Source organism: Streptomyces sp. NPDC048297, from assembly GCF_043201585.1.
GTDB lineage: Bacteria > Actinomycetota > Actinomycetes > Streptomycetales > Streptomycetaceae > Streptomyces.
Window position 1 is genome coordinate 53,022 of the sequence record NZ_JBICZA010000004.1, and the last position, 18,400, is coordinate 71,421.

The window sequence follows — 18,400 nt, forward strand, 5'->3', positions numbered from 1 at the left end:
GGGAGCCCTCTCCCTTGTCTACGGATACGTGAACTCGCGGTGATGCGCGGGGTGCGCGGGCCCGTGCATCGGCCTCGATGGTTCGGTACGGCCCGTTCCGTCAACAAGGGGTAAAGCCCGGCGTAATTGTGCCGTGGCGTAAATGCGCCTCAGCTCCGGGCGGATTCCGGGTGACTCGCGGGTGCCTCGTCCAGCCAGCCGGACCGGGCGGCGTGCCACCCCAGTTGGAAGCGCGTGGCGGCCCCGACCCGCGTCATCAGGGCCTGCAGGCGGCGCTGGACGGTGCGGTGGCCCATGCCGAGCTGGCGGGCGATGGCCGCGTCGGTGAGGCCGACGTGCAGAAAGGCGACGATCTGCCGGTCGACGGGGTCGAGTCGGGCCTCACCGGAATCGTCCGCGCCAAGCTCCGTGCCGGGCTCGATGCCAAGTCCGTTGCCGGGCCCGGTGCCATGTCCGGTGCCGGGCCCGGTGCCAAGTCCGTTGCCGGGCCCGGTGCCATGTCCGGTGCCGGGCCCGGTGCCAAGTCCGTTGCCGGGCCCGGTGCCAAGTCCGGTGCCGGGCCCGGTGCCAAGTCCGTTGCCGGGCCCGGTGCCAAGTCCGTTGCCAGGCCCGGTGCCAAGTCCGTTGCCAGGCCCGGTGCCAAGTCCGTTGCCAGGCCCGGTGCCAAGTCCGTTGCCGGGCCCGGTGCCAAGTCCGTTGCCAGGCCCGGTGCCAAGTCCGTTGCCGGGCCCGGTGCCAAGTCCGTTGCTAGGCCCGGTGCCGGGGTCGCGCAGTCGCCAGCCCTTCTCGAAGTACTCGTCGAAGAGCGAGCCGAGCGCGGTGAGCAGCCCCGTGCGGTGCACGACGAGCGCCACGGGTTCGCCCTCGCGCTCCGGGTCGAAGGGCAGCAGCGCGATGCGCCGGTCGACGACGATCAGCTTGACGGGCACCTTGTCGGCGACGACGATGTGCTGGCCTTCGGCCACGTAGGTGGCCATCGCGTGGGCGGTTTCCGGCTGTTCGAGCCAGTCACGCTCGATGACGCTGCGCATGACGACCCCGCGCCGGGACAACTCGTGCTCGACCTCGTCGTGATTCTCCTCGAAGGTGAGCACGGCGGGCACCCGTCGCAGGGGCAGCATGGTGCACACCTCGCGGACGGCCTGGCTCTGCATCAGCAGCAGTCTGTGCCGGATCGCCGCGGCCCCCGTCAGCACCTCGATGGGCGCGCCCGTCGTATGGGCGCGGGCGAAGCGGTGACGCTCGGCGAGGTCGGCGAGGTCGGCGACCAGGGATTCGACGCGGTGCAGGGCGGTGCGACGGGATTCGAGAAGCGGGCCGAGGGCCAGTACCGGCGACGCGGCGCGGTAGCGCGGGGCACTGTCGTCGGTGCGGTCCTCGCTGGCGAGGCCGCGCTCGACCAGGACGTCGAGGGCGCGCGCCACCTCGGGGGGCCGGGCCCGTCGACCGGTCCGCCAGCGCCGACGGATCGCTGTCGGGCCGGTCGACGAGGAGCCGGTAGACGGCGTCCTCCCGCGTGCTCAGGCCCAGCAGGGTGAGCAGGGAGGCGTCCGAGCCCGCGCCGTCGCCGTGCGCGTCGGAACGGCCGAACACCCCGCGCGGGTCCTTGCTGCTCGCCACCGTGTCGCGCCCCTGCCCCTGGCCCTGCTGTCCTGGTACGTCGTTGATGGAGGGGTCAGGGTATCCGCACTCCTTACTCGACCTCGGCGCCGGACCTCGACGCCTCACCTGAGCGCCGGGCCAGTGCCAGCACGCTCAGGCCGAACATCAGGACGCCCAGGGGGAGATGGACCGACGGGACGTGCGCGATGCCGAGGACGACCTGGACCGAGGCGAGGACGAGGAAACCGGTCGCGTGCCAGATGGGACGGGTGGAGCCGCCGCCCGGCTTCCACGCCAGTACCGCCGCGAGCACGTACAGCATCGACGCCCCGTACATCACACGGGCTCCGACACTGTGCAGCGTCTCACCGTAGGAAGCGGTCAGCAGGAGTCCGGCGGAGACGGCCTGCAGGAAGATGGTCAGGGTCTGCAGGGCGATCGCGATCCGCAGGAACGCGGAGGTGCGCTGTGCTTTCGCCGTCGCCGTCGCCGTGTTCGTCGCCGTCGCCGTGTTCTTCGTCGTCACCTGAGTGGCCATGTCACGGTCCCCCATTCCGCCCTCGGGCAGTAGATCGATAAGGTCTCACCAGTCCGACGACGCGGGCGTGCGAAAGGTAAGGCGAGGGGGCGGCCGGAAGCATGAGGACTGTCGGGGCCGGCACGGACGAGATAGCCGGCGAGCGGCGCCAACTGATCAACGTCGCCTATCGGTTGCTCGGCTCGGTGACCGAGGCCGAGGACGCCGTACAGGATGCCTACACCCGCTGGTACGGGCTGCCACGCAGCCGGCAGGCGGAGATCCTGTCCCCCGGCGCCTGGCTGACGACGGTGACCAGCCGCATCTGCCTCGATCTGCTCGGCTCGGCGCGGGCACGCCGTGAACGCTACGTCGGCGCGTGGCTGCCGGAGCCGCTGCCGGACCGCACCGAGTGGGACCACGCTGGCGGCGCCGACCTCACCGGCCCCGCGGACCCCGCCGACCAGATCGTCCTGGACGAGTCGGTGGCCACGGCCTTCCTCGTCGTCCTGGAGTCGATGACACCCGCCGAGCGCGTGGCGTTCGTCCTGCACGACGTCTTCCGGTACCCGTTCGCCGAGATCGCCGAGGTTCTCGGCCGGACTCCCGCGGCCTGCAAGCAGCTGGCGGCCTCCGCCCGGCGGCGGGTGGGCGTCACGCGCACTCCGGTGACGGCGACCGGCCAGGCCGACGTGGTGCGGCACGTCAAAGAGGCGTGGGAGACCAAGGACATCGCGTCCCTTGTCGGTCTCCTCGACCCGGCCGCCGTGATGACCGCCGACGGCGGCGGCGTGGTCGGCACCGTCCTGCGCCCGGTCGAGGGCGGCGCGCGCATCGCCCAGTACATGGTCGCCATCGCCGACAAGGCCCCGGGGCTCGAACTCCTGGAGCGGTCGGTCAACGGTCTGCCGGGGCTGGTGGCCCGGCGTGGCGGCGACGTCATGACCGTGGCGTCGTTCGAGGTCTCCGACGGGAGCGTCACCCGGATCTGGGTGGTCCGCAATCCGGAGAAGCTGCGGCCGTGGACGCCGGAGGGTTAGACCGTTTCCTCCGGTTCGTCGAGCGGGCCGGAATCGAGCGCGCCGTTATCCAGCAGGCCGGAATCGAGCAGGCCGGAATCAAGCGGGCCGGAGGAGACGGCCTGGTCGGAATGGGTGACACGTGAGAGGGTGCCCGCGGCGCAGGGGTGGGTGTGGGCGGCGTGGAGGATTTTGGCCGCGCCTCGGACGGCGGCGGTGTGCGGTGCCGGGACCACGCGGACCGGTGCGTGGAGCCGGCCGGTCAGACGGTAGGTGATCTCGGGGCGAAGGGCCCCTCCGCCGGCCAGGAGGATGCCGCGCTGCATGGCGTCGAGGGTGAGGGAGGTGCGGTCCTGGCGGAGCATCGCGGTCAGCATGGAGGCGACCGCCTCGGCGATCTCCTCCGCGGTGGTCGTCTCCCTCAGGTCGCTGGTGCCCAGGGCGGTGCGGCGCGCGTCGGTGACGGCTCCGTCGTGCAGCAGGACCGCCTCGGTGAGATGGGCACCGACGTCGACGACCATCAGCGGGCGGGTCATGTCCGCGCCGGCGGCCAGCGCGATGCCGCGGGCGCTCGGCACGGTCAGGACGGTGCGTGGCCTGAGCACGTCGACCGCGGCACGTGCCTGGGCGCGGTAGGCGACGCCGTCCAGGACGGGAGCGGTGACGATGACCATGGGGCGGCTGTGTCGGGGCAGACGGTGACCGAGGAGGCGCCGCAGCATGCGCGCGCATCCCGGGGTGTCGATGATGGTGCCGCGCTGGATGGGGTACGCCGCGCCGGGGCCGGGGAAGGTCACGCTCGGCACGTCGACGACGACCCCCTTGCCGGCGACCCATGCGCGGGTGCGGGCGCTGCCCATGTCGAGGGCGACGCCGCAGCAGCGCGGGCACAGCGGCCAGGCACGGTGCCGGGCGGTGGCCGTGGTAGTGCCGGTGGCGGAGCTCTGATGGTGCGTGCCGGTCATCGGATCGTCTCCTTGGCCTGCTGGCAGCGGGTGCAGTAGCGGGCCTGCGGCACGATCGTCAGCCGTTGCAGGTCGATGGGGTGCCGGCACAGGTGGCAGGTGCCGTACGAGCCCTCGTCCATGCGTCGCAGGGCTGCTTCGACGTCGGCGAGGACCATGCGGGCGGAGGCGGCGAGCTTGACGCGGACCTCGATCTGGGCCGCGGCTCGCTGCTGGAGCTGTTCCTCGGCGCGTGCGGTGACCGGTCCGGTGAGCTGGATCAACTGGTCCTGGCGAAACAGGAGTTGCTCATCGAGGTTCGCGCGCAGTGCGGCAAGGTCCTGGGCCGTCAGGTGCGTTGCGCTCGGGCCGGTCGTCTGGTGGTTCACCACGTCACCCCTTTGCGAGGCAGGGCGTATTGAGGGAGGGCGTATTGAGGGAGGGCGTATCGGGGCAGGCGTACAAGGCCGGTGCGAGCGGCGGTCAGGAGGCGGTGCGGCGCTGACAGGAGACGCAGTGGCCGGTGTAGGGAAGGATCTCCAGCCGCTCCGCGGGGATGGGCTTGGCGCAGCCCAGGCACGTTCCGTAGGTGCCGTCCTGGAGACGGGCGAAGGCGTGGTCGATCTCTTTGAGCACCCGTTGTATCGCCGCCTTCTGCACGGACAGGAGGTGGTCTTCCGCTGTCTGCCCGGTCTCGTTGAGGGCCTGCAACTGCGCCAGCCGGGTGGCGCGGGCGTGTTCCAGGCGTTGGCGGGACTCGTGCGGGTGCAGCGCGGCACGGGTGGCGTCGAGCGACATGATCCCTGCCTTTCTCGGTGACGATTTGTGGATGACGGCTTCTGGATGACCGCTGGGGTGAGCGTGTGTCTTCCAGACTGGGCGGTTCGGCGACAGATGCCTATCGGGTGCCGACCCCATTTGGGCCGGGGCGAGAGATCCATCCGGCCGCACCGACGGGGCCGACGTGTTCGCCGGCCCCTGAGGGTGTCCGGGCGCGAACCCGCCGGAGCCGCCCCCGGGTTGGGGACGGCCCGCGACGGATTTAAGCGCCTGCTTTCGAGGCCCCGACTGTTCTAGGCTCTGCGGATGACCTTGGAATGGGAACAGGTAATCGTTCACTCGGCGGACCCGGTGGCCTTGGGGCAGTGGTGGGCCAGGGCTCTTGGCTGGGTCGTCGTGTACTCCTCCGATGACGAGTTCGAGATCCGCCCGGCGCCGGATCGTCTGCCGGGACTGGACTTCGTCCGGCTCGACGAAGCGAAGAAGTCCAAGAGCCGGCTGCATCTCGACTTCAGGCCCGACGACCAGGACGCCGAGGTGGCTCGTCTGGTGGACCTTGGCGCGCAGCGTGTCGACATCGGCCAGGGTGACCAGTCATGGGTGGTGCTGGCCGACCCCGAAGGCAACGAGTTCTGCGTCCTTGGCCAACGACGCCAGTAGGAGGTCCCCACCAGGCAGCCCCGAGTATTCCGGGCGGCCCCGAGTTCCCCAGGCAGCCGGCAGCCCCGAGTTCCCCGGGCAGCCCCCTTCAGAACTGATGCCAAGGCCTCCGGCAGGGGGCCTTGGCCGCTTCCCGACCGGCCTCGGGTCCGGGCCGTCTCCGTCTCCCGTCCGCCGCCCATTGGGTGGCGCGCACCAGGGGAAATGGGTTCCGGACCCCATCGACGGAGCCACTCCGGCCGGGACAGGCTGGCCCCAGCTCACTCGATACCCCGCCACCGTGTACGCGGTGGGGCCGCACCATGCCCGACAGTGGAGGTGGAACCGAGGTTGTCGTAACAGATGGGGAGGCACAAGGCAGTGTCCTTGTTCTGGCGGATCTTCGCCCTCAACGCCGTGGTGCTGGGTACGGCCACGGCCCTGCTGCTGTGGGCTCCGGTGACGGTCTCGGTACCGGTGGTGCTCACGGAGGCGGTGATCCTGGTCGGCGGCCTGGCCGTCATGCTGGTCGCCAACGCCGCACTGCTACGACTTGGCCTCGCTCCCCTGGACCGGCTCACGAAGCTGATGACGACCGTCGATCTGCTGCGCCCCGGGCAGCGCCTGCCGGCATCCGGCGGAGGCGAGGTCGCCGAGCTGATCCGCACGTTCAACGCCATGCTGGAGCGGCTCGAGCAGGAGCGGGCCACCAGCAGTGCCCGGGTCCTGCTGGCCCAGGAGACCGAACGCCGTCGTATCGCACAAGAGCTGCACGACGAGGTCGGCCAGACCATGACCGCGATCCTGCTGGGCCTCAAACGTGCCGCCGACGACGCGCCCGCGCCGCTGCGCGAGCAGTTGCTCGAAGTTCAGGAGATCACCCGCGAGAGTCTCGACGAGGTCCGGCGCCTGGTGCGCCGCCTGCGGCCGGGCGTGCTGGACGACCTGGGTCTGGTGAGCGCTCTGACCTCGCTCACCCATGGCTTCGCCACCCACACCGGGCTGCGGGTCACCCGCCACTTCGATGCCGACCTGCCCGCCCTCGCGCCGGAGACGGAGCTGGTCCTGTACCGCGTCGCCCAGGAGTCGCTGACCAACGCCGCCCGGCACGCCGACGCCGACAACGTGGTGGTCGCCCTGCGGCGCGCCGATGACAGCGTGGTGCTGGAGGTCACCGACGACGGCTGCGGCATCAAGGCCGCCTGCGAGGGTGCCGGCATCCGCGGCATGCGCGAACGGGCCCTGCTCATCTCGGGAATCCTTGAGATCACTCCCGCGCCCCGCACCGGCACCCGGGTCCAGCTCACCGCGCCCGTCTCCAGGAAGCAGCCCTGACCATGCACGACTCCCCCACCACCCCCACGACGGCCACCACTCCCACGACGGCCACGCCTGCCGCGCTGGAGCGGGACCCGATCCGTATCCTGCTCGCCGACGACCACGCGCTGGTCCGCCGCGGCGTGCGGCTCATCCTCGACCAGGAGCCGGACCTCGAAGTGGTCGCGGAGGCCGGCGACGGCGCAGAGGCCATCGAGCTGGCCCGCGCCCACCAGGTCGACCTGGCCGTTCTCGACATCGCCATGCCCCGCATGACCGGGCTGCAGGCCGCCCGCGAACTGGCCGCCCTCAAGCCGGGCCTGCGGATCCTGATGCTCACCATGCACGACAACGAGCAGTACTTCTTCCAGGCGCTGAAGGCCGGGGCCTGCGGGTACGTGCTGAAGTCGGTCGCCGACCGTGACCTGGTCGCCGCCTGCCGGGCCGCGATGCGCAACGAACCCTTCCTGTATCCGGGCGCGGTCACCGCGCTGATCCGCAACTACCTCGACCGGGCCCGGCACGGCGAGGAGGCCCCCGACCAGATCCTGACGCCCCGCGAGGAGGAGGTCCTCAAGCTGGTGGCGGAGGGGCACTCGTCCAAGGAGATCGCCGACCTGCTGTTCATCAGCATCAAGACCGTCCAGCGACACCGCGCCAACCTGCTCCAGAAACTCGGCCTGCGTGACCGCCTGGGCCTCACGCGGTACGCCATCCGCGCCGGCCTGATCGAACCCTGATCCCCGGCCCACACGACCGCCAGGGGGTTCCGGCCGCCTACTCCCCAGCCGGAACCTCCTGGCCCCGCTCGCACCGAGCACCACGCACTGACCACGAACCACGCACCATGACGGAAGGGGACGGTGCATGCTCCGCGCGGCACGCACCACCCCTGATTCGAGCGGCGTCCGGCGCCCCGCCGTCGCGCTCCTGGCAGCCGTCGTACTGGCGCTCCTGACCGCGCTGACCACCACCGCTCCCCCACCGGGCACGACGGACGGGCGAGCGGCAGCAGCCGACGCGGCGATCGCCGGCCACCGCCAGGACCCCTGGCCGCGCGCAGGCGACGGGCACGGTGGGAACGACGGATACGACACCTTCGGCACCGTCCGGGCCACGACCCGCCAGAACCCGCACGGCGAGCCCGCCCCTCAGCACGGCCACCCCGCCACCTGCGCGCCAGGCACGACGACCGTCACCCGGCCCGGCCCCGCACGCCACACGCCACCGACCACCGGACCCACCGATTCCGCGGGCCGTCGCTCCTCGCCCCTCCACGGCCGCGCACCACCCACGCTCTCCGGCACCTGACAACCCTGTTCACACCCTGCTCCCCGCCACCTCGCCCCGCCGCAGCACGCCTCATCCAGCCGCCGCGCGGCCGAGGTGCGGCCGAGGTGCGCCCGCCGGAGGCTTCCTTGAACCGTTCCCTGCGCGTGAGGGCGCTGCTCGCCCTCGCCGTGATCGCCCTGTCCGTGTACATCGCCGTCACTGTGCCGGTCCGCCTCGGACTCGACCTGCGCGGCGGCACGCACATCGTGCTGGAGACCCGCTCGACCCCCACCGCCGAGGCCGACCGCGAGGCCACCGACCGCACCCTGGAGGTGCTGCGTGGCCGTATCGACGCGCTCGGCGTCGCCGAACCCACCCTCGTCCGGTCCGGCGAGAACCGGATCATCGCCGAACTGCCCGGCGTGCAGGACCCGAAGAAGGCCGCCGACGTCCTGGGCCGCACCGCCCAGCTCACCTTCCACCCGGTGCTCGGCATCGCCGACGGCGACGGCGACGACGGCCGCGACGGCGACGACGGCGCTCCGCTCCCCCTGCCGAAGGGAACCGGCGAGCGCGTCCTGCCCGACGAGTCCGGGACCCGGCTGCGCCTCGGGGCCACGGCGTTGACCGGCGAGCATGTCAAAGAGGCCGCCGCCCGGTTCGACCAGGACAGCGGCGCCGGATGGCACGTCACCGTCGGGTTCGAGGGAGCCGGCCGGGACGGCTGGGCGCGGCTGACCGGCGAGGCCGCGTGCCGGCCGGCGGGTGATCCGGCCCGGAGGGTCGCCATCGTCCTGGACGACAAGGTCATCTCCTCGCCACAGGTCGACCCCTCCATCGGCTGCCGGACCGGGATCCGGGACGGCGCCACTCGGATCACGGGCTCCTTCGGCCCGGACGAAGCCCGCGAGCTCTCCCTGCTCATCAACGGCGGCGCGCTGCCGGTGCCCGTCGAGACCGTCGAGCAGCGCACCGTCGGCCCCACCCTGGGCGCGCAGGCGATCGCGGCGAGCGCCTGGGCCGCGGGCATCGGCACCGTGCTGACCTCGCTGTTCATCATCGTCGTCTACCGGCTGATGGGCGTCCTGGCCGCGATCGCCCTGGGCTGCTACGGCCTTGTCTCCTATGCCGCCCTGGCCGCGCTCGGCGCCACCCTGACCCTGCCGGGTCTGGCCGGTTTCGTCCTGGCGATCGGCATGGCCGTGGACGCCAACGTGCTGGTCTTCGAACGGGCCCGGGAGGAGTACGCGGCCCGCCGCCGCCCCAGTACCCGTTCGGCCCTGGCGGCCGGGTTCCGCAATGCCTTCAGCGCGATCGCCGACTCCAACATCACCACGCTGATCGCGGCCGCCCTGCTGTTCTTCCTCGCCTCCGGGCCCGTGCGGGGCTTCGGTGTCACCCTCGGCATCGGTGTCCTCGCCTCCATGTTCAGCGCGCTGGTGATCACCCGCGTGCTCGCCGAGTCCGCCGCAGGCCTTCCGCGGGTGCGCCGCACTCCCCGCCTCACCGGCATCGCGGCCCCCGGCGCCGTACGCGAGCGCCTCGCCCGGCGCGACCTGCGGCTGATGCGCCACCCCCGCCGGTGGCTGGCGGTCTCCGCCGTCGCGCTCGTCCTGGCCGGATCCGGCATCGTGGTGCGCGGTGTCGAGCTGGGGGTGGAGTTCACCGGTGGCCGCCTCATCGAGTACGCCACCACGGGATCCGTGGACCCCGAGCGGGTCCGTACCGCCCTCGCCGACTCCGGATTCCCGCGCGCTGTCGTGCAGTCCGCGGGTGACAGCGGCCTGACCGTGCGCACCGACGAGCTGACCGACGCCGAAGAGGCGGAGGTCACCGGCACTGTGCGCGATCTCGCCGGCCGGGCGGACAAGGTCCGCGACGAGCTGATCGGCCCCAGCCTCGGCGAGGAACTGCGCCGTGGCGCCCTGATCGCGCTCGCCGTGGCCCTCGGCGCGCAACTGGTGTACCTCGCGGCGCGTTTCCGCTGGGTGTTCGGCACCGCGGCGGTCGTCGCGCTCGCCCATGACGTGGTGATCCTGGTCGGCGTCTTCGCCTGGCTCGGCAAGCCTGTCGACGGGGTGTTCCTGGCGGCCCTGCTCACGGTGATCGGCTACTCGGTCAACGACTCCGTGGTCCTCTTCGACCGCGTCAGGGAACTCGTCCGGCGCTCCGCGCGTGCACCGCTGCCCGGCCTGGTGGACCAGGCGATCGTCCAGACCCTGCCCCGTACCGTGAACACGGGCATGGGCGCCGCGTTCATCCTCACCGCCCTCGCCCTGCTCGGCGGTTCCTCCCTCACCGACTTCGCGCTGGCCCTGCTCGTCGGCCTCGCCGTCGGCACGTACTCCTCCGTCCTCACGGCCGCACCCGTCGCGCTTCGACTCCACCAGCTCTCCGGATCGGGGCGGTTGCGGCGCCGACGGTGAGCCGGCCGAGTGCGCTGGAGAGGCGCTCGTGAAGCGCTGGTGAAGCCTCCGATGCCCTACGCCTGTCCGCCGTGCACGGTGACGGCGTGGCGGAGGGCGTCGCGGCACGCGAGGACGGCGGGGTGCCAGCCGCGGCCTCGGCGTACGACGGTGAAGATGCGGCGTGTGCGCCGGCCGCGCGGAAGCTGTCGAAGGTCGACAGTCGGGGGCAGTCCGCTCCAGACCAGGTCAGGGAGGAATGCCGCGGCGAGCTTCTGCTCGACGAGGCGCTGGTGGAGCAGGAGGTCGGTGGTCTCGAACCGTACGTCGGGTTCGAAGCCGGCGTCGCGGCACAGCGTCATGGCCCAGTGCCGTGCCGCTGTGCCGTCGGGCTCCATCACCCAGGGATGCCCGGACAGTGAGCGCAGTACCGCCGTCGGCCCGCCGGTCGCAGGGGTCTTCGCCGGCTCGGGCAGTGCGAGCCGGAGGGGATCGTCGAGCAGGTCTTCCTGTTCGAGGTCGGCGGGCCGGGGGTTGGGGTTGCCGGGGTATTCCTCGGCGAGGACCAGGTCGAAGTCACGGACCTGGAGGGCGGGGAGGGACTTCTCCGGTTCCATGTGAGTGACGTGGACGCGCAGGTGCGGGTGCTGGTCGCGCAGCAGGCCGAGCGCGGTCGGGACCAGGGCGAGGGCGGCCGTCTGGAACGAGGCGATGCGCAGGGTGCCGTTCAGATCGCTCAGGGAGGCGGCGATGTCCGCCTCCGCTCGCTCCAGACGTTCGAGGACCGCCTCGGTGTGGGCGACGAGGATCTCGGCCTGCTCGGTCAGCCGTACCCGCCGACCGACCGGCTCCAGCAGCGGGACACCGACTTCCGCCTCCAGTTGGGAGAGCTGCTGGGACACGGAGGAGGGGGCGTAGGACAGTGCGGCGGCGACAGCGGCGAGGGTGCCGCGGTGCTTGAGTTCGCGCAGCAGGCGCAGTCGGTGCAGGTCGAACATGGGCAGCTCAGCCCCTCTCTCCTGGCCGCCACCGGGTTCTTGCCGCCACCGGCTCCTCGCCGCCACCAAGCCCCTGCCGCCACCGGCTCCTCGCCGCCACCGGACCGATGCCTCATGATCGGTTTTTCCGATGACTATAGGTCGAAAACATTCGCTGGACCGATCGTAGGACTGCGTCGGACCCTGATGGTGTGACTGACGAAGCCTCCTCTCCCCGTCCGCTGCCGTGGTTCGTGCGGCCTGACGCACGTAGCTGGCGGTGTGATCCCGCGCCTGTCGAGGTTCGCGGGTTCCACGCTTCCCTGCCCGACTATCAGCCCACCCCGCTGACCGAACTCCACCTGCTCGCCTCGGAGTTGGGGGTGGGCCGGGTCTTCGTCAAGGACGAGTCGTGCCGCCTGGGGCTGCCCGCGTTCAAGGCGCTGGGTGCGTCCTGGGCGGTCCATCGCGCCCTTGCCGAGCGGGCCGCGAACGGCACGGCGCGGGGCCCGGTCACCCTCGTGACCGCCACCGACGGCAACCACGGCCGTGCGGTGGCCCGCACGGCACGCCGTCTCGGGCAGGATGCCCATGTCTTCGTTCCGCAGGGTGTGCATCCGAGGGCCGTGGAGGCCATCGTCGCCGAACAGGCGAAGGTCACCGAGGTCTCCGGGTCGTACGACGATGCCGTACGTCTGGCGGCCGAGGCGGCGACCGCGCCGGACGCGCTGCTGGTCCAGGACACCGCGTGGCCGGGCTATGAACGGATCCCCGGGTGGATCGTGGAGGGTTACTCCACGCTCTGCGCCGAGATCGACGAGCAGTTGGCGGCGGGCGGGGTCGCCGAGGGACCTGACCTCGTGGCCGTACCGGTGGGCGTGGGATCGCTGGCCCAGGGCGTGGTCACCCATTACCGCAGTCGCCCCTCGGGGCACGCCCCGGCACTGCTGTCGGTGGAGCCCGAGTCCGCGGCCTGCGTCCTGGAGAGCCTCACCGTCGGCGGCCTCGTCGGCGTCACGACCGGGGAGACCAGCATGGCCGGGCTGAACTGCGGCACCCCCTCCAGCATCGCCTGGCCCTACCTGCGCGGCGGGCTGGACGCCGCGGTCGCCGTCACCGACGCCGACAGCGCCCGCGCGGCCGGTGACCTCGCTGCTCTCGGCGTCTCCTCGGGCCCCTGCGGGGCAGCGTCACTGGCCGGTCTGCGGGCGGTGCTCAGCGGCACGGGCGCGCGGGAGCGCCGTACGGCACTGGGGCTCGGCCCCTCCGCGATGGTCGTGCTGCTGAGCACCGAGGGAGCCGCGGCCAACCCGCGGTCCGGCGCCGGTGACTTCGAGGGGAGGCCGGCCGCGTGCTGACCCACGTCGTGGCAGCCGCGGGTGTCCTCGGACTGCTGACCGTCGCGCCCGGCCCGGACATGGCGGTGGTGACCCGCCGGGCGCTCATGGCCGGGCCCGGGGACGCGCTGCGCACCGTGGGCGGGATCGCGACGGGGCTGCTGCTCTGGGGTGCGCTGGCCGCGGCGGGGCTCGCGGCCGTACTCGCCGCCGTGCCTGCGATCTACCTGGCCGTCAAACTCCTCGGCGCCGGCTACCTGGTCTTCTTGGGCGCGCAGGCGCTGTGGCAGAGCCGCCGCCCGGCATCGGCCGGACGTCCGGTCCGCCCCGTCCGCCCCATGCGCCGCGCTGAGACGGGTTGAGCCGCATTGAGCCGCGCTGAGCCGCCAGGTCGACCGGCTCGCTCCGCTCCCTGGCGCCACAGGCGTCAGGGAGCTTCCTCACGCGCACGGGCCGCGGCCGGCCTTCAGCCGGTGGGACGGGGAGCGCGCAGGTGGGCGCGCTGTTCCAGTTCCTCCTTGGAGACGACCTGCAGCATGGGCTTTCCGGGGGCGCACAACATGACCACCACGAACCGGGTCCTCGCGTCACTCAGCGCGTTGCCGTCCTGGTAGTGGATCACGTCCCCGCCCGGCTCCCAGAACGTGCCGCCTGCCTCCACCACCCGCTCGGGTTCGCCCTCCAGCTCGAAGCGGATCGCGCCCTCGATGACGTAACCGAACGAGGGCCCGAAGTGGCGGTGCGGCGGAGTTCCCGGCTCACCCGGCTCCCACTCGACCTTGATGGTCATCGCCGAGGCTCCTTCCGGAACCGTCACCGGCGCGGCGTCCTGCAACACCTTCACCGCGTTCTTCCAGCTCTCCGACGGCTCGAAGCCGGTTCCGTACAGGTGAGCCGCGTGGTTGTCGGACACTTGCGTGCACCTTCCGTGGATGGCCGTTCACTCATACTGACCGAATGTCGGGTGCATCGATGACACGTGCCGCGCTCGGGCAGACGCACGCCGGGACGGTGTCACACCAATGGCCCACACACCTGATCCGCCCGGCCGCCGGTTCGCGACAGATGGACGATCAAGCCGCAGGGGTCGGCTGCCGGTCCGGGGGTGCGCGGTCTCGCGCCGGAAAGTACGGTGACGTCGGGGTGCTCGGCCCCGGGGCCCCGGGCCCTGGGCACAGGGTGACCGTGGAGGACGTCGACGTAGGTCATCGGGCGGTGGAGGCGGCATGGCCGACAAGAAGGCTGCGGCGCTGCCGCGCAAGGTGTACGAGAAGGAACTGCTGCGCCTGCAGTCCGAGTTGGTGAAAGTGCAGGAGTGGGTGCGGGCGGAGGGCACCCGGCTGGTCGTGGTGTTCGAGGGGCGGGACGCGGCCGGCAAGGGCAGCACCATCAAGCGGATCACCGAGTATCTCAACCCGCGCGTGGCACGCATCGCGGCGCTCCCCACTCCGACCGAGCGCGAGCGCACACAGTGGTACTTCCAGCGGTACGTGGAGCAGCTGCCGGCCGCGGGCGAGATCGTGCTGTTCGACCGGTCCTGGTACAACCGGGCCGGTGTCGAGCGCGTGATGGGCTTCTGCACGAAGGAGGAGCACCAGCGCTTCCTGCGTCAGTGCCCGATCTTCGAGCGGATGCTGGTGGAGGACGGGATCCTGCTGCGCAAGTACTGGTTCTCGGTGAGCGACGCCGAGCAGCAGGAGCGGTTCCGGCACCGTCTGGAGGATCCGGTGCGGCGCTGGAAGCTGTCGCAGATCGACCTGGAGTCGATCACCCGGTGGGAGGCCTACTCGCGGGCCAAGGACGAGATGCTGGTGCACACCGATATCTCGGAGGCGCCCTGGTTCATCGTCGAGAGCGACGACAAACGCCGAGCCCGGCTGAACATGATCTCCCACCTGCTGGGCTCCGTCCCGTACCACGAGGTGAAGCCACCGATCCTGGAACTGCCGGAGCGACCGCCGTCGACGGGCTACCAACGCCCGCCGCGGGACCTGCAGACCTACGTCCCCGACCACGCGGCAACCCTCTGACCTGCCCGTCAGGTACGGCCAGGGCGGTGATCCCTCCGAAGACGCCGATCACTCTCACTGAAACGGCCTGCCAGGCCACTCAAGGGCTGCGACGTGGCCGCCGTAGTCACCGACGGTCGGATTCGAACGCCTTGGGGCAGATGCGGTCCTCCTCTTGGTGGGCGGGGGCCGAGCGCCGCGCCCCGCGCCGCTCCGCTTCCGTCGTCCCGCCCCAAATCCCCTCCACCGGCGCGGCGTTCATGGCCCAGGCCAGGCACTGCCGCGCCACGGGGCAACTGCCGCACACGGCCTTCGCCTCGTCCATCTGCACCAGTGACGCGACGCCGCTGCCGGTCCCGATGGGAAAGAACAGATCGGGGTCCATGCCCCGGCACACGGCCGATTCACGCCAGTCCATGAGCTACCTCCTGGGCGAGACAGTGGATGGGCCCCCGACGCCCGCCGCGCCCGGTGCGGGCCCTCCTGAAGGTGAGACACGACAGCCGACGCATATGTGACATCGACACGACGGCCACACCACGGACCGCCCCGATCCGCGCCGCCGGGAACGGACACGGAGCCGGCGGACCAAGCACGACGGAGCCGGTGCGAGCGGCTCAAGCGACCCGCCACGCCACACCACAGCAGCGGGGCGCCAGGCACTTGGCGGCGCCGAGAGGTCAGACCCCGCGCGCCCGGCGCAGACAGGTCAGACCTCGCGCACCCGGTCCGGCGGCTCCGCGACAGCGGCACTGAAACGCGCCACCAGTGCCGTCACCGCGGCGCGTAGCTCCTCCCCGCCTTCGACACGGAAGGGGAACGGCATCCGCGCCAGCCACTCCTGCACGTACATGTGCGGGTTGCGGGTGCTGCCGATCAGCACGCAGCCGTGGTCCAGGGGCTCAAGGCGCCCCATGGGCGGCCGGATCCACGGGGCCACTTCCTCCGGTGGGGCGTCGAACACCACGCGGGTGGTGAACTTCCAGCCGAGACCGAGGCTCTCCTCCAGAACAGCCACCGGGTCGAGGCCCTCGGGCAGTTCGAAGCCGCGCGGGGTCGAGCGGACGGCGCGGACCCGGTCGACGCGGTAGGTGCGGATCGCCTCGGCGCGATGGCAGTGGCACAGCAGGTACCAGCGCCCGTGGCGGACGACGAGGGACCAGGGATCCACCTCCGCCTCCCACTCGTTGCCCGACTCGCTGCGGTAGGTGACCACCACGCGCCGCCGGGCCGCGACCGCGTCGACCAGCTCGCTCGTGACGGCGGGATCCGGACGTGTCGGGTACGGGTCGGGGGCGGCCGACGCGTACTCCCGCAGGAGCGCCGCCTGGTGGCCGACGTTTTCCGGCAGCGCCTTGACGACCTTGCTCAGGGCGGAGCCGACCAGGTCGTCGGTGTCGGCCGCGGCCGGCTGAGCGCCGAGGACCGCCATCACCAGGCCGAGCGCCTCGGACTGCGTGAAGTGCACCGGGGGCAGCCGTGTTCCGCGCCCCAGCCGGTACCCGCCGTGCGGCCCCCGTGCCGACTCGACGGATACGCCGGCCTCCCGCAGGATCTCGACGTACCGGCGTGCGGCCCGCTCCGTGACGCCCAGCCGCTCGGCGAGTTCGCCCGCTGTCGTACCGGGGCGGGCCCGGAGAATGTCCAGGGCGCGCAACGCTCGTGCGGTGGGGCTGAGATCGTTCGGCACGGGGGCAGGCTAGTCCGCTCCGCCGAACATAGGTGTGCGCCCCTGACCTGTGGGGGCATCGGACGGCCGGCTTCCGTTTCCAAGGCTGCATCCGGTCGCACTCGAACGGATCGCTCGCGGTGCTCGCTCAGGATTTCGGCCCGGCCCGCCGTGCATACCGGCAGTGGATCGTCCGGATCTCCCCCTACGGTGAGGGCAACTCGTCCCACGAAGGGGAACCGACCATGGACATCGTGCTCATCGGCGGCCTGTGGCTGAACGGATCCGTGTGGGGCCGTGTCGTCTCCGAGCTGGAGCGCCTCGGCCACCGCCCCGTGCCGCTCACTCTGCCGGGACAGGGGGACGGCTCCGCGTCCGCCACGCTCGACGAGCAGGTGGCGGCGGTGCTCGCCGCGGTCGACGCGGCGCCCGGCGGGCCCATGGTGGTGGGGCACTCCGCCGCTTGCACACTGGCGTGGCTGGCGGCCGACCGGCGGCCGGAGCGGATGGCCAAGGTCGCTCTCATCGGCGGCTTCCCGTACGGCGACGGTCATCGGTACGCCGACGTCTTCGAGGTGCGCGACGGCGCCGTGCCCTTCCCCGGCTGGGGTCCCTTCGAGGGGCCTGACGCCGCGGACCTCGACGACGAGGCCCGGCGGGAACTGGCCGCTGCCGCGATCCCGGTGCCCGAGGGCGTGGCGCGGGGTGTGGTGCGGCTGGCGGACGAACGGCGGTTCGACGTCCCGGTCGTGGTCGTGTGCCCGGAGTTCACGCCCGCGCAGGCGCAGGAGTGGATCAAGGCCGGCGACGTCCCGGAACTCGCGCCGGCCAAGCAGATCGACTTCGCCGACATCGACTCGGGCCACTGGCCCATGGTCACCCAGCCCGAAGAACTCGCCCGGATCCTCTCATCGGCGGCGAACACAGCCTGACACAGTGCACTGCCGAAATGCCGGGTCAGCCAGTCGACGAGGACCGCGTCGATCCCGTCCGGGTCCCTGAACCGGGCCCAGTGCCCGGTGTCAATCATCCGGCGCTCGAACTCCGCGGACGGCGATGAGCAGCGCAGCTACGTCGGCCTTGGGACCGTTGCCGCCGGGGAACAGCTCGATGTGCACGTCCCGGGGTGCTCGACCCGCGCGGGCCTTGCAGTGGGAGGCGTTGTACTCCATCTCTCCAGACCTTGAGGTCGCCCTGACCTGGTTCGCGTCGGTGACAAATGACCAGACCGGTATCTGGTGCCGCATCAGGCAACGTTGGCCTTGCTGTGTCGGGGTTGAGCGCTGCCATACTCACGGTATGGGGAGAGCGTTGAGGACTCGATCGTGGGGGCCGGGTGACGTGACCGGCGGGGCGGTCGATCAGGTTTTTGCGCGGGTGCGTCACGCTGTGCCCGGGGTGCAGATTGAACGGTTGGCGGTCACGCACGCCGGTGACGACGACAACGTGTACTTCCTGGGTGACGAGTTGGCTATGGATCGCGTCCAGGTCGACACGGGTCCGGGTGGTCAGCCGCCGTTCCTCGTCGAGGCCGATGAGCGGGTGGTGACATCGGAAGTCGCCGAGGCGGTCGCGGCTGCTGTGGGGTGGCTGGGTTCAGGCGACGTTGGCTCTGGCGACGATTTCGCGTAGGCGATTGTCCTGGGCGTGCTTGTTCCGCCAGACGATGCAGCGGCGGATCATGCTGCTCTGCTCCTTGTGGTTGGGATGGTCGGTGCCGTCGACGGTGACGTAGCGCAGGGCAGTGAGCTGGGCTTCGATGCGGTTGAGTCAGGCGGAGTTCGTCGGGGTGCAGGCGATCTCGACGTTGTTCGCGTCCGCCCTTGCCGCGACCCTCTGGCAGCGTTTTGTCGATCTCGACCTGAGGGAACACCTCACGCCGCTCGACGGGGTCACGGGAGCACTCGGGCCAT

General features: G+C 71.6%; 21 protein-coding genes and 1 pseudogene. 11 read left to right on the top strand and 11 right to left on the bottom strand.

Annotation, left to right across the window (positions count from 1 at the left end; translation table 11 throughout):
* Positions 1-149 precede the first annotated feature (149 nt).
* Positions 150-1,424 (bottom strand): hypothetical protein, encoded by a 1,275-nt coding sequence (locus tag ACGFYV_RS05395; protein ID WP_393877026.1) that lies wholly within the window; start codon positions 1,422-1,424, stop codon positions 150-152.
* 269 nt (positions 1,425-1,693) lie between these two features.
* Complete coding sequence (locus ACGFYV_RS05400) at positions 1,694-2,140, bottom strand: hypothetical protein (protein ID WP_393877027.1); 447 nt, start codon at positions 2,138-2,140, stop codon at positions 1,694-1,696.
* A 101-nt stretch (positions 2,141-2,241) separates the two neighbouring features.
* Here ACGFYV_RS05400 and sigJ point away from each other — a divergent pair, with 101 nt between their 5' ends.
* A complete protein-coding gene (gene sigJ, locus ACGFYV_RS05405) occupies positions 2,242-3,159 on the top strand; it encodes an RNA polymerase sigma factor SigJ (RefSeq protein WP_393877028.1) in 918 nt (305 codons plus the stop codon).
* Here the strand turns inward: sigJ and ACGFYV_RS05410 are convergent.
* The 3 genes from ACGFYV_RS05410 to ACGFYV_RS05420 all read right to left on the bottom strand — a co-directional run bounded on the left by ACGFYV_RS05410 (position 3,156) and on the right by ACGFYV_RS05420 (position 4,880).
* Entirely contained in the window at positions 3,156-4,103 is a 948-nt protein-coding gene (locus tag ACGFYV_RS05410; protein ID WP_393877029.1) for a rod shape-determining protein, read from the bottom strand. The two genes, sigJ and ACGFYV_RS05410, sit on opposite strands and share 4 nt — an antisense overlap.
* The gene (locus ACGFYV_RS05415) at positions 4,100-4,474 is read right to left on the bottom strand and encodes a TraR/DksA family transcriptional regulator (RefSeq protein WP_393877030.1); all 375 of its coding nucleotides are present in this window, start codon (positions 4,472-4,474) and stop codon (positions 4,100-4,102) included. Before ACGFYV_RS05415 ends, ACGFYV_RS05410 begins: the two co-directional genes overlap by 4 nt.
* 91 nt (positions 4,475-4,565) lie before the next feature.
* Positions 4,566-4,880, bottom strand: coding sequence for a TraR/DksA family transcriptional regulator (locus tag ACGFYV_RS05420; RefSeq protein ID WP_393877031.1), 315 nt, complete (start codon positions 4,878-4,880; stop codon positions 4,566-4,568).
* Positions 4,881-5,168: 288 nt separating this feature from the next.
* On the opposite strand from ACGFYV_RS05420, the gene ACGFYV_RS05425 reads away from it, so the two are divergent.
* The 5 genes from ACGFYV_RS05425 to secD all read left to right on the top strand — a co-directional run bounded on the left by ACGFYV_RS05425 (position 5,169) and on the right by secD (position 10,516).
* Positions 5,169-5,522: a VOC family protein gene (locus ACGFYV_RS05425; protein ID WP_393877032.1), complete on the top strand. Its 354-nt coding sequence runs from the start codon at positions 5,169-5,171 to the stop codon at positions 5,520-5,522.
* A 360-nt stretch (positions 5,523-5,882) separates the two neighbouring features.
* Positions 5,883-6,836, top strand: coding sequence for a sensor histidine kinase (locus tag ACGFYV_RS05430; RefSeq protein ID WP_393877033.1), 954 nt, complete (start codon positions 5,883-5,885; stop codon positions 6,834-6,836).
* A gap of 2 nt (positions 6,837-6,838) precedes the next feature.
* Positions 6,839-7,558 carry a response regulator gene (locus ACGFYV_RS05435; RefSeq protein WP_393877034.1) on the top strand — a complete coding sequence of 240 codons (720 nt, stop codon included), beginning with the start codon at positions 6,839-6,841 and terminating at the stop codon, positions 7,556-7,558.
* 127 nt (positions 7,559-7,685) lie between these two features.
* Positions 7,686-8,129, top strand: coding sequence for a hypothetical protein (locus ACGFYV_RS05440; protein ID WP_393877035.1), 444 nt, complete (start codon positions 7,686-7,688; stop codon positions 8,127-8,129).
* Positions 8,130-8,236: 107 nt separating this feature from the next.
* On the top strand, positions 8,237-10,516 hold the full coding sequence (secD, locus tag ACGFYV_RS05445; RefSeq protein WP_393877036.1) for a protein translocase subunit SecD: 2,280 nt from the start codon (positions 8,237-8,239) through the stop codon (positions 10,514-10,516).
* A gap of 56 nt (positions 10,517-10,572) precedes the next feature.
* Here the strand turns inward: secD and ACGFYV_RS05450 are convergent, their stop codons facing one another.
* Entirely contained in the window at positions 10,573-11,493 is a 921-nt protein-coding gene (locus ACGFYV_RS05450; protein ID WP_393877037.1) for a LysR substrate-binding domain-containing protein, read from the bottom strand.
* Positions 11,494-11,684: 191 nt separating this feature from the next.
* On the opposite strand from ACGFYV_RS05450, the gene ACGFYV_RS05455 reads away from it, so the two are divergent.
* On the top strand, positions 11,685-12,830 hold the full coding sequence (locus tag ACGFYV_RS05455) for a diaminopropionate ammonia-lyase (protein WP_393877038.1): 1,146 nt from the start codon (positions 11,685-11,687) through the stop codon (positions 12,828-12,830).
* Complete coding sequence (locus ACGFYV_RS05460; RefSeq protein WP_393877039.1) at positions 12,824-13,171, top strand: LysE family transporter; 348 nt, start codon at positions 12,824-12,826, stop codon at positions 13,169-13,171. The genes ACGFYV_RS05455 and ACGFYV_RS05460 overlap by 7 nt, the downstream gene beginning before the upstream one ends.
* 104 nt (positions 13,172-13,275) lie before the next feature.
* Here the strand turns inward: ACGFYV_RS05460 and ACGFYV_RS05465 are convergent, their stop codons facing one another.
* Positions 13,276-13,722, bottom strand: a complete 447-nt coding sequence (locus tag ACGFYV_RS05465) for a cupin domain-containing protein (protein ID WP_393877040.1) — start codon at positions 13,720-13,722, stop codon at positions 13,276-13,278.
* Between the two features lie 313 nt (positions 13,723-14,035).
* Between ACGFYV_RS05465 and ppk2 the strand changes: the two genes are divergently transcribed.
* The gene (ppk2, locus tag ACGFYV_RS05470) at positions 14,036-14,839 is read left to right on the top strand and encodes a polyphosphate kinase 2 (RefSeq protein ID WP_393877041.1); all 804 of its coding nucleotides are present in this window, start codon (positions 14,036-14,038) and stop codon (positions 14,837-14,839) included.
* 106 nt (positions 14,840-14,945) lie between these two features.
* Here the strand turns inward: ppk2 and ACGFYV_RS05475 are convergent, their stop codons facing one another.
* Complete coding sequence (locus ACGFYV_RS05475) at positions 14,946-15,236, bottom strand: WhiB family transcriptional regulator (RefSeq protein ID WP_393877042.1); 291 nt, start codon at positions 15,234-15,236, stop codon at positions 14,946-14,948.
* Positions 15,237-15,527: 291 nt separating this feature from the next.
* Positions 15,528-16,508 (bottom strand): helix-turn-helix transcriptional regulator, encoded by a 981-nt coding sequence (locus ACGFYV_RS05480; RefSeq protein WP_393877043.1) that lies wholly within the window; start codon positions 16,506-16,508, stop codon positions 15,528-15,530.
* Between the two features lie 224 nt (positions 16,509-16,732).
* Here ACGFYV_RS05480 and ACGFYV_RS05485 point away from each other — a divergent pair, with 224 nt between their 5' ends.
* Positions 16,733-17,419 carry an alpha/beta fold hydrolase gene (locus ACGFYV_RS05485; protein ID WP_393877044.1) on the top strand — a complete coding sequence of 229 codons (687 nt, stop codon included), beginning with the start codon at positions 16,733-16,735 and terminating at the stop codon, positions 17,417-17,419.
* Positions 17,420-17,509: 90 nt separating this feature from the next.
* On the opposite strand, the gene ACGFYV_RS05490 is transcribed toward ACGFYV_RS05485, so the two are convergent.
* Complete coding sequence (locus ACGFYV_RS05490; protein WP_393877045.1) at positions 17,510-17,659, bottom strand: hypothetical protein; 150 nt, start codon at positions 17,657-17,659, stop codon at positions 17,510-17,512.
* A gap of 169 nt (positions 17,660-17,828) precedes the next feature.
* On the opposite strand from ACGFYV_RS05490, the gene ACGFYV_RS05495 reads away from it, so the two are divergent.
* Positions 17,829-18,119, top strand: a complete 291-nt coding sequence (locus ACGFYV_RS05495; protein ID WP_393877046.1) for a hypothetical protein — start codon at positions 17,829-17,831, stop codon at positions 18,117-18,119.
* On the opposite strand, the pseudogene ACGFYV_RS05500 reads toward ACGFYV_RS05495, so the two are convergent.
* Positions 18,084-18,341: pseudogene (locus ACGFYV_RS05500) on the bottom strand (transposase); the annotation flags it as partial. The gene ACGFYV_RS05495 and the pseudogene ACGFYV_RS05500 sit on opposite strands and share 36 nt — an antisense overlap.
* Positions 18,342-18,400: the final 59 nt, after the last annotated feature.

Excerpts from the sequence above, each read along its gene's own strand:
- ACGFYV_RS05400 (WP_393877027.1), bottom strand. The coding sequence starts at position 2,140 with ATGGCCACTCAGGTGACGACGAAGAACACGGCGACGGCGACGAACACG.
- sigJ (WP_393877028.1), top strand. The coding sequence starts at position 2,242 with ATGAGGACTGTCGGGGCCGGCACGGACGAGATAGCCGGCGAGCGGCGC.
- ACGFYV_RS05410 (WP_393877029.1), bottom strand. The coding sequence starts at position 4,103 with ATGACCGGCACGCACCATCAGAGCTCCGCCACCGGCACTACCACGGCC.
- ACGFYV_RS05420 (WP_393877031.1), bottom strand. The coding sequence starts at position 4,880 with ATGTCGCTCGACGCCACCCGTGCCGCGCTGCACCCGCACGAGTCCCGC.
- ACGFYV_RS05425 (WP_393877032.1), top strand. The coding sequence starts at position 5,169 with ATGACCTTGGAATGGGAACAGGTAATCGTTCACTCGGCGGACCCGGTG.
- ACGFYV_RS05435 (WP_393877034.1), top strand. The coding sequence starts at position 6,839 with ATGCACGACTCCCCCACCACCCCCACGACGGCCACCACTCCCACGACG.
- ACGFYV_RS05440 (WP_393877035.1), top strand. The coding sequence starts at position 7,686 with ATGCTCCGCGCGGCACGCACCACCCCTGATTCGAGCGGCGTCCGGCGC.
- ACGFYV_RS05450 (WP_393877037.1), bottom strand. The coding sequence starts at position 11,493 with ATGTTCGACCTGCACCGACTGCGCCTGCTGCGCGAACTCAAGCACCGC.
- ppk2 (WP_393877041.1), top strand. The coding sequence starts at position 14,036 with ATGGCCGACAAGAAGGCTGCGGCGCTGCCGCGCAAGGTGTACGAGAAG.
- ACGFYV_RS05475 (WP_393877042.1), bottom strand. The coding sequence starts at position 15,236 with ATGGACTGGCGTGAATCGGCCGTGTGCCGGGGCATGGACCCCGATCTG.
- ACGFYV_RS05485 (WP_393877044.1), top strand. The coding sequence starts at position 16,733 with ATGGACATCGTGCTCATCGGCGGCCTGTGGCTGAACGGATCCGTGTGG.
- ACGFYV_RS05490 (WP_393877045.1), bottom strand. The coding sequence starts at position 17,659 with ATGGAGTACAACGCCTCCCACTGCAAGGCCCGCGCGGGTCGAGCACCC.